This is a genomic window from Pseudomonas sp. BN515 (assembly GCF_029873155.1).
GTDB lineage: Bacteria > Pseudomonadota > Gammaproteobacteria > Pseudomonadales > Pseudomonadaceae > Metapseudomonas.
Map to the genome: position 1 here is coordinate 154944 of NZ_SSOH01000088.1, position 10360 is coordinate 165303.

Below are 10360 nucleotides of genomic sequence, written 5' to 3' on the forward strand. Positions count from 1 at the left end.
TGGCGGTTTTGACTTGTGAGTCATGCTGGTATTGTGCGGACCGGCTTCCCGCCGGGGCGTTTAGTAGCCGTGTGGCTTGGGTCGCCCTGAATCGAACACGGCAGTGAGGACTTACATTGAAAGCAGCCCAGCCTCTGGAAAAAAAAAAGGTCGTATCGACCCCAGCAATGGCGATATCAAGCAGGACTTGCTGCGTGCAGCCGTGCACCTGTTAAGTACCAAGGGACGCGAGGGTGCAACCATGCGGGCGATCTGCGCGGAGGTAGGCGTAACGCCGCCAACGTTGTATCACCACTACGGTGATCTACATGGACTGCACAAGGCTGCGATTGACGTGACCTACCTGCAGGTTGCCAAGGCCTATCACGACGGTATCGACGAGAAGGGGCCGCTCAAGGGGATACGCGATGGATGGGCAACGTTCCTGCAGTTTGCCTACTCAGAGCCGAATATGTGTCGCATTGTGATCCAGCAGATCATGGCGGGAGAGCCTCCGAGCCTGGTCGCTGATACCCTGCGAGGTGTCGCTGACGACCTATCCCATTTCCATACGCAGGGGCAGTTGAAGTATTCACCCAGGGATACGGCGCAGCTGCTGTGGATGGGCGCATTGGGCGCACTGACCTACGCGGTCAGCCTGGAAGGGGCTGGGGGGGCGCAAGATTTGGCCTTGCAGAAGGCCAAGCTCGATATCACTCTGGCGGCACTCTTCAATATCGAAGATGAATAGGTAGGCCTATTCCCGACATGTGGTGTGTCCAGGAGCTAGTGGACAGGTAGTTGAGAGCTAATGCTCGCAGAGCGCCGCTCAAACTCCATCAGACTGAGATAGCCCCGCGTCGAGTGGCGGCGACGGTGATTGTGTCGTAGAGCAGATCGGGCTTTGCCTCCTGGTAGCTGGCATAGCGCATCAAGTATTCCCCCTCGACTTTCAGCGAGCGGAAGAAACGCGCTCCCACCGAGTGTCCGGGCAGTTCCCCGAATGTGAATGGCTGGCACGATTTGATGTCGTCTAGGCAAAGCCAAGTAGTCGTAGGCGCAGTATTGGCTGCCGCTGCCGAATGCAGCAGCACCTCCGCCCGTCCCTGGCGTCGTGCAAGGGCTATCTCCAGCGCAGTGCGTACGGGGCTGATGCATACGGTGAAGCATCGCCCAATCGACGACTACACGCGAATACAGATCGAGCACCAACGCCAGATATAGCCTCCTTGGGCTGTCCGCTCGTAGGTCATGTTCGAGATCCAATGCCGGTTGGCGCGATCCGAAGCGAACTGGCGTCCAAGTGATTCGGGGCAATCGGCGGGTAGTGGCGACCGCGGGCTAGAATCTCGTAGCCCGGAATCCAATACACGCTGGCCAACTCGATCGCCACTGTGGTGTCCCCGAGCTGGGCCAACTAGGTACACATCAGCAGTGAAGGCTTGATAGTTTGTACCGATACTTCGGTGAGTTCAGTGGGGTTTCCGACCACATGAAACCGCGAGCCAAGATCAGTACCGGTTGCGCAATCATGAATGACCGCCAGGTAGCGCGTTGATATGAGCTATATCACGTGCCCCGGCCACACCGAAAATTCCGGAGGGGGCTCGGATCAGATCTCCTTCCTAAGCGGGATCACGAAACGCTCCACCACTCGCGGGTCTGCAGCTTCCTCTGGGACAAGTATTTTGATGGGGACTCAGCCTCCCAGAAAGCAGACGACCGCGGTCCTGCGGAGTCACCGTAGTGGGCGTGCTACTAATCCAATGGGCCACGGACTGCCGGGAAGGTGGTTTTTTAACACTTCGCGCACCATGGTGGCCTGGGCCAATTGCTGGTGCAGGCGGAGAAGTTCAGCGCGCTCAACACGATGCTTGCCGTTGCCAAGGAAGGCATCGCCACCTTGCTGTTCGTAGTGGCTCTTCCATTTGTCTAGCAGGCTTTCAGCAATACCCAATGCCTGGGGTACATGACGATGCGACATCTCGCAAAGTACGTGGTCTATCGCCTCGCGTTTGAAGGAGTTGGGAAAACGTCGTCTGATCTGGGGCATGAGCATGCCGTGTGGTGGGCATTACTCACCTTAACTCAGTGCCCACTTAGCCCGGGATGATTCAGTCTGCGAGTTTCCCTAACTACCTATGCGAAGCGTCAATAGCCGCTGCGAAAGGCATAAGCATAGCTTCCTTGTCTTCTGCCGTTTGGCCGTAAAAATCAACGTGATTACACATGGCTGCGCCTACCTTCAACATCAAGTACGGATAGTCCCTAAGCCTCCACCGAGCTGTTCAGGAAGTCGAACAAGGCATCGTTGAACGCGTCGTTGCTGTCGCCGGCGACCATATGTTCGGCTCCGGCCACATTAGCCAGCCGTGCGTGCGGAATCAGCGCAAGAAGCTGATTTACCCCCTTTTTACTGACCAGCCGGCTGGCGCCGCCACGGATAAGAAGCGTAGGTATGTCCACCCTTGATGCAGCAGCTTCTAGACGCTCGGGGCGCCGGGAGCGTTGGTTGTTTGGGGCGGTGAATGCTGGATCGTAGTGCCAGCGGTAGCGGCCGTCGGCGCCCAGGCGCAGGTTACGCTGGAGTCCTCCAAAGTCGGTCGGCCGCTGCCGATGGGGAAGGTAGGCTGCAACCGCATCGGCTGCTTCTTGCAGGCTAGTGAAGCCATTCGGAGCGGCCTGCATGAACCGGAGGATTTCCGCTGCTCCTTCGGCCTCGATCCGCGGCACCACGTCCACCAGCACCAGGCCATGGGCAGGCTGACGGGCCTCGCCGATGGCGAGTAGGGAAGTCAGCCCACCAAGCGAGGCTCCGACCAGCACCGGTGGTCGGCGCAGGGTCTCCATAACCTCGTGCAAGTCAGCAACGAAGACATCCAGGCTGTAGTCCTGGTCGTGCGACCAGCCACTGTCACCATGGCCGCGCAAGTCCAACGACACGGTGTGAAAGCCGCGATCGACCATGCGCTGCGCCGTGTTTTTCCACGAGTGACGAGTCTGTCCGCCGCCGTGCAGTAGCACGATGGGTTGACGATCGGGGTCGCCGCCGACATCGGCCGCCAGGCTGATGCCCGCGGCGCCCTTGAATAGCATCTTGCGCATTTTTCGTCTCAACGCTTGTAATCAACCGAAGGTCGGGCAGCTCACTGACGGAGGTGGCGTGGGCAATCAGCTGGCCACCCATCGACCTAGTCACGTGGCTACGACCCTTCGCCGCGCTCGAGTCGGTACCCCGCGAGGGGCTGTTGACGTCTCGAGCTTGGCAAAGAAAATCTCAGCACGGCTGCTGTGAAAGTATCTTCGTTCAGCAATAACGGGCGACTTACTGAGCCAGCATCCCCGCGTCAATCAGGTGTTCACTGCCTGTGATGTAGGAGGACTCGTCCGATGCAAGGAACAGCACCAGGTTGGAGACCTCTTGGGCGGCGGCGATACGGCCCAACGGAATCATGCTCAGTGCATCTCCACCGTTCTCATCGGTTGCCTCCACCATCATCGGCGTCTGAATGAAGCCAGGGTGTACCGAGTTAACGCGGATGTTTTTCGGGCCGTATTCAATTGCTGTCGCTTTGGTCATGCCACGTACCGCGAACTTGCTGGCCACATAGGCCAGGTTTGGGAAGCCATAGTTTGCGGCCATGCCGGCAATCGACGAAATGTTCACAATCGAACCGATGCCTGCCTTGAGCATGGACGGCAGAACGGCCCGCATACCCAGAAACACCGAGAGCTGGTTGACGCTGCAAACCTTCAGGTAATCCGCTTCGCCGAGGGCCAGGGTGTTGGCTACCGGGCCGAGTATGCCGGCATTGTTGACCAGCACAGTGGGGGGGCCAAACGCGGATTCGGCCTCGGCCATCACCTCTGCCCAGGAGTTGACGCAGGTGACGTCGTGCTTCAAGAACAACGCGTTACTGCCAAGCTCCTTAGCCAGTGCCTGGCCGGCTTGTTCTGACAGATCGGTCAACACCACCTTGGCACCTTCCGCAACGAAGCATCTGGCATGGGACTCGCCCATGCCCCTAGCGGCCCCGGTAATCAACGCCACTTTGCCTGCTAGTCGACTCACGATGTTGCCCTCTTGTTGTTATGTGTTGGGCAGGGCGGCCGCGCCCCGCCAAGCTGGTGTGATCTACTCGGCGATGAAGGTTTCGTACATGTGCAGAGTGTCACTGTATTCCCGGATATTGGTGATGCGCTTACCATCCACCTCGAAAAGGAAGTGATAGGTGTTCTTGAACACCCGTCCGTTTTTCAGCTCCGAGCAAGACTCTGCCTCCACTGCGACACGCTTGCCTTCGGCAGTCATGCTGCCGGAGGTGATCGGCAAAGCGCCATGCTTGTAAACGTTGACGACGCCAGCCAGCAGTTCTCCCATCTGAAGTTTGCTGTAGCTGCCAGAAATGCCGGGTACGTTGCCGGATATCCACCAAATACAGTCATCGTCCAGGCAGCTGACGATTCCGGCCACATCACCGGTGGAGAAAACACTCAAGAAATGGCGCACCACTTCCTTGTTGCGTTCAAGTGGGTTGTTGGCTGTGTTCACCCTGGACTCCTGTGACTTAGATTGTCGGATCCGAACGTTGTCAGCGCGTCTCGCGAAGCCCGGCTTATCCCATCATCTGTTCCATGGCCATCAGTAGCATTCTTGCTTCCTTAAAGTCAACAAATGTGTTGATATTTGATCGGTAAATGAATCACTGTATGACCTACCGGAACGTGTCCGTTGAATCCAGTTCGAGTCGACTTAACCCCTGGCTCATGGCCAGGATCGCGATAACAACATCAAGGGCAGAGTAATGACCAAAGACATGCAGGTTCTGCTGGACAAGCAGGCGATCTATGAAGTGCTGATCCGTTATTGCCGCGGTGCGGATCGCTGCGACGAGGAGTTGATCCGTTCTGTCTACCATGACGACGCCTACGATGATCATGGTTACTGGCGGGGGACTGGCAGTGACTTTGCTCGTTTTTTACCCGCACGCCTAACCTCCGCTAACGTGGCGACTACACACTCGATCACCAATGTACTGATTGAGGTTGATGGAGACACGGCTCGATCGGAGTCGCAGGTCATGGCGACTCTTGTGCGAATCGGTAGTCCACGGATGGCCGATGTAATGGGGGCCCGTTATCTGGACCGTCTCTCCCGGCGCAATGGCGAATGGAAGATTGATGAGCGCACGGTGGTGTTGGATTGGCACAAGGTTGAAGCCTGGGTCGAAGCGGAGGCACCGATTCCTCTCGATGGATTTACGCGCGGTGATCGCTTCCCGGTTGATCCGGTATACAGGCTTATGGCGACAGAGCCCCCTCGCTGAGTGGGGTGGATCTAGTTACTTGGTTCGGTGGTCGGCGTGATGACCAGTTTGCCAATCAGATTGCGGGACAGCGCCATTTTGAGGGCATCCGGTGTCCTTTCTAGCGGATAGGTCCGCGAAATAAGCGGCCTCAGACTTCCCGCTCTGTAAAGCTCCGACAGGTGCCTGAAGCTGGCGTGGTGTTGCGCCGGATCGAGTTGTACGGCGGGCCACCAGAAGATGCCGGCGACCTGAATGTTCTTCAGCAGCAGTAGGTTGGCCGGTATCTGCGGAATCTGTCCGCTGGCGAAGCCGACAATCAATAGCCTGCCACCGTGGCTCATGCAGCGTGACATGCTATTGAAGGCTTCGCCGCCCACCGTATCCATGCACATATCCGCCCCTCGGCCGTCGGTCAGCTCTAGTACCCGCTTCTTCAGGTCTTCGTTGCTGTAATCGATTAGGTGGTCGGCGCCGTGTGCCTTCGCAGCTTCCAGCTTGTGTGTGGAGCTGGCAACAGCAATGACTGTTGCACCGAGCGCCTTGGCAATTTCAATACTGGCAAGGCCCACGCCGCCCGCGGCGCCGAGCACAACGAGAGTCTCATTTGCCTGAATCCGGCCGCGGCGAACCAGAGCGTAGTAACTGGTGCCGTATGCGGAATAAAAGCCTGATGCGGTTACACAATCCATGCCCTCCGGCACCTTGACCACCAGTTCGGCACGGGCCACGGCCTCTTCGGCGAATCCGCCGTAGCCATCTCGGGTCAGAGCCATGACGCGGTCACCAGGGTGTAATGCATTGACATTGGCGCCGACCTCAATTACCTCGCCTGCGATCTCAAAGCCTGGGGCAAAGGGCATCGGCGGTTTGGCTTGATACTTTCCCTGGATGATCAGATTGTCTGGGAAATTGACTGCTGCCCCATAGACCCTGATGCGAATGTCGTCAGTTCCGATGGCCGGGCTGTCCATTTCGCCTTGAGTCAGCGCCTCTGCAGGGCCGTATTCGCTGCAAATAATTGCCCGCATCTGAGTACTCCTGGTGTTGATCGTGGGCGCCGAATGTGGGCCGGCAAGACTGTTCAGTCAACTGTAATGTTGATTTGGTTGCCGCGGATCTGCAACCAGAGATTGGAAATGATTTGTCCCGATGACGCTTGCTGGGGGGGCCGCGGAAGGTTACCCGGAAATCGAGTCGGGGAGGGTCGATGATAGAGCAAATCAACTGTTGTGTTGACTAATTTCGACAAAGGCCGCACGATGGTTCAAAACAAGAAAGAGGGTATTCATATGTCAGATATCGAACGCAGGCTTAAAGCGCTGGAAGACCGCGCCGAGCTGCAGGATTTGGCCGTCCGCTACTTCGTTGCCACAGACGATGATGACTTCGCTACCTTGGAGGCGCTCTTTGCGCCTGGAGCAGAATTCCATGCCGGTGGGTTCGCCGGCGGTACTGATCGGGCCGCGATCATGGTTTTCCTGCGAAGTGCCAGAGCGAACATGGGCATCACCATCCACACGCCTCACTATAGCTTGATCACTTTCACCGGTGATGACACCGCAACGGGAGTGGTTGGCGCGCATCTCGAAATTGCCATGGCTGGCCAAAGCCTGTTTGGGGCCGTGCGCTATTACGACAAATACCAACGTCTGCACGGCAAATGGCATTTTTCGAAAAGGGAAATGCTGGCAGTACATATGGGGCCTTGGGAGCAGGTCGCGACCTCACTCACCGCAGACTTGCGGGTCCGGTGGCCGGGTGGCAAGCCGCAGGCTGCCGATCTGCCGGCGCGCCGGGAAAACCTGTAGCTAAGGGGAATCCCATCAAACGGCCATTAAGGGTGCAGCTATGCAGTTAGACAAGATTGAAGACATTATCGAAGACATCCGCCTCGGTAAAATGGTCGTATTGATTGACGATGAGGATCGCGAAAACGAGGGCGACCTCGTCATGGCCGCTCAGCATGTGAAGGCTGAGCACATCAACTTCATGGCTCGCTTTGCTCGCGGCCTGATTTGCATGCCAATGAGCAAGTCCCAGGCCGAGCGCTTGGGGCTGAGGCTGATGGTCGAACACAACGGGTCAGGTTTCGGCACCAAGTTCACCGCCTCGATTGAGGCGGCAAAGGGGGTGAGTACCGGGATCTCCGCCGCAGATCGGGCTTTGACGGTACAGGCCGCAGCGGCACACTCTGCCAGGGCGGAGGACATTGTCCAACCGGGGCATATTTTCCCACTGATCGCCGAGCCGGGTGGTGTGTTGGTTCGAGCTGGGCATACAGAAGCTTCCTGCGATCTCGCCAGACTGGCCGGTCTTAATGAAACCGGGGTGATCTGTGAAGTGATGAACGAAGACGGCTCAATGGCGCGCCTGCCTGAATTGATCGAATTTGCCAAGGAGCATGGGCTCAGGATCGGCACCATTGCCGACCTAATCCATTATCGGGCTGTCAATGAAGCGACCATTGAGCGGCTGTATAAACAGTCAGTGATGACCGATCATGGTCAATTCATGATGCATGCCTATCGCGACTGTATTAACGGAGATATCCACCTGGCTCTGACCCAGGGCGAACTGGATGGCTCGGCTACGCTAGTTCGCGTGCAGCAGTCGGTTTGCCTCCGTGATTTGCTCGGCATTCAGATTCCTGGCAGTAGTGGCTGGAATATCCAGCGCTGCCTTGCGCGAATTTCGGCGGAGAAAAAGGGCGTGTTGGTACTTCTTGCAGGCGCAGAATCTTCCTCAGACATGAAGCACAAGATAGATGCCCTGAGCAGCATGTCCAAAGTGCCTAGAGCATCGGCAGATGGTGATCCTCTGATGATTGGTGTTGGGTCGCAGATACTCCGTGATCTCGGCTTAGGGGATATGCGGCTTATGGCGTCGCCGGCAAAGTATCACGGGATCTCTGGGTTCAACTTGCAGGTCTCGGAGTACGTCGTCTACCGCTGATTCTTCGCGTATGTTCTGGGTGCCCGGACACAAACAATTAACATTTAACCCGAGTTGGTGTACGTGTGTCGTGCTGTGCAAGAAGTTGTGCGTTGGTCATGTCTGAACAGATCGAGAGCAGGATATGAGTTTGAAATATGCGGTATCCACGCATCTGCCAACGCCCTTTGCGACCTTTGATATTCATGGGTTTGAAGACCTCGAGACCGGCAAGGAGCATGTTGCCCTTACACTGGGCGATGTCCGTTCAGGTGAGCCTGTCCTGTGCCGGGTGCACTCCGAGTGTCTGACCGGGGATGCACTGTTCAGTCAGCGCTGCGATTGTGGATCGCAGTTAAATATCGCGCTGAAACTGATTGCCGAGGAAGGGCGAGGCATTTTGCTCTATCTGCGCCAAGAGGGGCGAGGCATTGGTTTGATCAACAAGCTCCGGGCCTACGAACTCCAGGATCAGGGGGCAGACACTGTCGAGGCTAATGAGCAACTGGGATTCGGAGCGGACATGCGCAATTATCTGATTGGTGCACAGATGCTCGGTCATTTTGGCATTGAGTTTGTGCGCCTGATGACGAACAACCCGCGGAAGGTGGAGGCCCTGAGGCGTGACGGCATCAGCATTGTTGAGAGGGTCAAGTTGCAGTCAGTACTGACGCCCTGCAATGCACATTACCTGCAAACCAAGGCAACCAAGTTGGGGCATATGCTCTCCCATCTCAAATTGATGTGATCTCGCATCCTATTTTCAACGGTTGACCCATGCGCGCCTGCGGCTCACGCCGACTGGAAGTGGGCGCCATGCCGCTTCGGATCCGCCGCGTCGGCACGAGAGTTTTTGATTTAAATCAATGAGTTATTGATTCATGGCTGGCGGTTCAGCTTGCCGCTCATTGCTCCGTCCAGCGTATCAACATATGTGTTGACAAATGGGTCGGAGCTGATTAGTTTTGATAACACAACGAACAGGAGGGGACGCAATGAAGTTTCATTTGATGCAAACAGGTGTAATCGGTCGTCGTTATGAGCTGGAAGCGGGTATGGCTGGGCAGCGTCCTGAGTTGTATCAGCGCTTTCTATCCGAAGTGCGTGATTACGTTCGTCTGGCGGATGAGCTTGGTTATGCAGGCTATTGCCAGCCTGAGCACCACCTGCAGATCGAAGGTTTTGAGATCAACAACCATCCCGGCATGTTCAGTCTCTATGTGGGCCTGCATTCCAAGCGGATGAAGGCCGGCATCATGGGGTACACCCTGCCGACCCATAACCCGGTGCGTATCGCCGAAGAAATCGCCACCCTTGACCACATGCTCCAAGGGCGCCTGATGGTTGGTTTCACCCGTGGCTACCATGCGCGCTGGGTCGACTCCTATGCTGCGCGTCCGGGTGTCAGCGCCACTACGCCGGACAACGCCAAGGCCCGCGACGAGCAAGATGCGCTGAACCGCGAAGTCTTCGAGGAGTCGCTGCAGGTCATCAAGAAGGCCTGGGCCAATGACGTGTTTAGCCACAAGGGCAAACACTGGGAGTTCCCGCCAAATGGCGGCTCTGCCGGTCACCCGGCCTATGCCAGCATGGGCAAGGGCATGGATGCAGATGGCATCGTGCGCCAGATCGGCATTGCGCCGAAGTGCTACCAGAGTCCCCACCCGAAAATTTACGGCGGCTTTGCCGGCAGCATGCGCACCGTCGACATGTGGGCCCGGGAAGGCGGCAAGCCAATCGTGCTGGCTTCCGACCTGGACTTTTGCGATGCCCTGTGGACCCGCTATGCCGATACCGCACGCCAGCACGAGCGGGAGGTTGCCCGTGAGGATGTTGCTGCCTGGGGCGGTTTCCTGATGCTGACCGATGACAAGGACAAGGCCAAGCAGTTGATGGCCGAGCATAAGTGGTTCTGGGACAAGTGGTTCATTCCGTTCGGCCAGAAAATGCCGAACGTGCTGATCGGCTCGGCTGACGAGATCGCCGATCAGATCGGCCGCGCCCACGACCGCCTGGGCTTCAACGAGCTGTTCCTGATGTTCGGTCAGGGTCACCTGGACCCGGAGCAGAACAACGAGGAACTGGAAAAGTTTGCCAGCCTGGTGGCTCCTCGCTTCGCGACCAAGGATGCCGAAGGCACG

General features: G+C 57.2%; 11 protein-coding genes. 6 read left to right on the plus strand and 5 right to left on the minus strand.

The window, feature by feature from the left end:
- Positions 1–103: 103 nt before the first annotated feature.
- A complete protein-coding gene (locus E8E91_RS25310; RefSeq protein ID WP_179057988.1) occupies positions 104–730 on the plus strand; it encodes a TetR/AcrR family transcriptional regulator in 627 nt (208 codons plus the stop codon).
- Between the two features lie 987 nt (positions 731–1717).
- Here the strand turns inward: E8E91_RS25310 and E8E91_RS25315 are convergent.
- The 4 genes from E8E91_RS25315 to E8E91_RS25330 all read right to left on the minus strand — a co-directional run bounded on the left by E8E91_RS25315 (position 1718) and on the right by E8E91_RS25330 (position 4531).
- A complete protein-coding gene (locus E8E91_RS25315; RefSeq protein WP_179057989.1) occupies positions 1718–2032 on the minus strand; it encodes a transposase in 315 nt (104 codons plus the stop codon).
- Between the two features lie 215 nt (positions 2033–2247).
- Positions 2248–3084 carry an alpha/beta hydrolase gene (locus tag E8E91_RS25320; RefSeq protein WP_280358959.1) on the minus strand — a complete coding sequence of 279 codons (837 nt, stop codon included), beginning with the start codon at positions 3082–3084 and terminating at the stop codon, positions 2248–2250.
- Between the two features lie 220 nt (positions 3085–3304).
- Positions 3305–4051, minus strand: coding sequence for a glucose 1-dehydrogenase (locus E8E91_RS25325; protein WP_179057991.1), 747 nt, complete (start codon positions 4049–4051; stop codon positions 3305–3307).
- A 63-nt stretch (positions 4052–4114) separates the two neighbouring features.
- Complete coding sequence (locus E8E91_RS25330; protein WP_179057992.1) at positions 4115–4531, minus strand: nuclear transport factor 2 family protein; 417 nt, start codon at positions 4529–4531, stop codon at positions 4115–4117.
- 253 nt (positions 4532–4784) lie between these two features.
- Here E8E91_RS25330 and E8E91_RS25335 point away from each other — a divergent pair, with 253 nt between their 5' ends.
- The gene (locus E8E91_RS25335) at positions 4785–5306 is read left to right on the plus strand and encodes a nuclear transport factor 2 family protein (RefSeq protein WP_179057993.1); all 522 of its coding nucleotides are present in this window, start codon (positions 4785–4787) and stop codon (positions 5304–5306) included.
- Positions 5307–5317: 11 nt separating this feature from the next.
- On the opposite strand, the gene E8E91_RS25340 is transcribed toward E8E91_RS25335, so the two are convergent.
- A complete protein-coding gene (locus E8E91_RS25340) occupies positions 5318–6316 on the minus strand; it encodes an NADPH:quinone oxidoreductase family protein (protein WP_179057994.1) in 999 nt (332 codons plus the stop codon).
- Between the two features lie 261 nt (positions 6317–6577).
- Here E8E91_RS25340 and E8E91_RS25345 point away from each other — a divergent pair, with 261 nt between their 5' ends.
- The 4 genes from E8E91_RS25345 to E8E91_RS25360 form a co-directional block, all read left to right on the plus strand.
- The gene (locus E8E91_RS25345) at positions 6578–7096 is read left to right on the plus strand and encodes a nuclear transport factor 2 family protein (protein WP_179058011.1); all 519 of its coding nucleotides are present in this window, start codon (positions 6578–6580) and stop codon (positions 7094–7096) included.
- A 40-nt stretch (positions 7097–7136) separates the two neighbouring features.
- Positions 7137–8240, plus strand: coding sequence for a bifunctional 3,4-dihydroxy-2-butanone-4-phosphate synthase/GTP cyclohydrolase II (ribBA, locus tag E8E91_RS25350; RefSeq protein WP_179057995.1), 1104 nt, complete (start codon positions 7137–7139; stop codon positions 8238–8240).
- A 124-nt stretch (positions 8241–8364) separates the two neighbouring features.
- Positions 8365–8967 (plus strand): GTP cyclohydrolase II, encoded by a 603-nt coding sequence (gene ribA / locus E8E91_RS25355; RefSeq protein WP_179057996.1) that lies wholly within the window; start codon positions 8365–8367, stop codon positions 8965–8967.
- A 247-nt stretch (positions 8968–9214) separates the two neighbouring features.
- The coding region (locus tag E8E91_RS25360) for an LLM class flavin-dependent oxidoreductase (RefSeq protein WP_179057997.1) at positions 9215–10360 on the plus strand (1146 nt) is incomplete at its 3' end.

Coding starts and splice junctions, on each gene's coding strand:
- ribA (WP_179057996.1), top strand. CDS start 8,365: ATGAGTTTGAAATATGCGGTATCCACGCATCTGCCAACGCCCTTTGCG.
- E8E91_RS25335 (WP_179057993.1), top strand. CDS start 4,785: ATGACCAAAGACATGCAGGTTCTGCTGGACAAGCAGGCGATCTATGAA.
- ribBA (WP_179057995.1), top strand. CDS start 7,137: ATGCAGTTAGACAAGATTGAAGACATTATCGAAGACATCCGCCTCGGT.
- E8E91_RS25315 (WP_179057989.1), bottom strand. CDS start 2,032: ATGCCCCAGATCAGACGACGTTTTCCCAACTCCTTCAAACGCGAGGCG.
- E8E91_RS25320 (WP_280358959.1), bottom strand. CDS start 3,084: ATGCGCAAGATGCTATTCAAGGGCGCCGCGGGCATCAGCCTGGCGGCC.
- E8E91_RS25345 (WP_179058011.1), top strand. CDS start 6,578: ATGTCAGATATCGAACGCAGGCTTAAAGCGCTGGAAGACCGCGCCGAG.
- E8E91_RS25340 (WP_179057994.1), bottom strand. CDS start 6,316: ATGCGGGCAATTATTTGCAGCGAATACGGCCCTGCAGAGGCGCTGACT.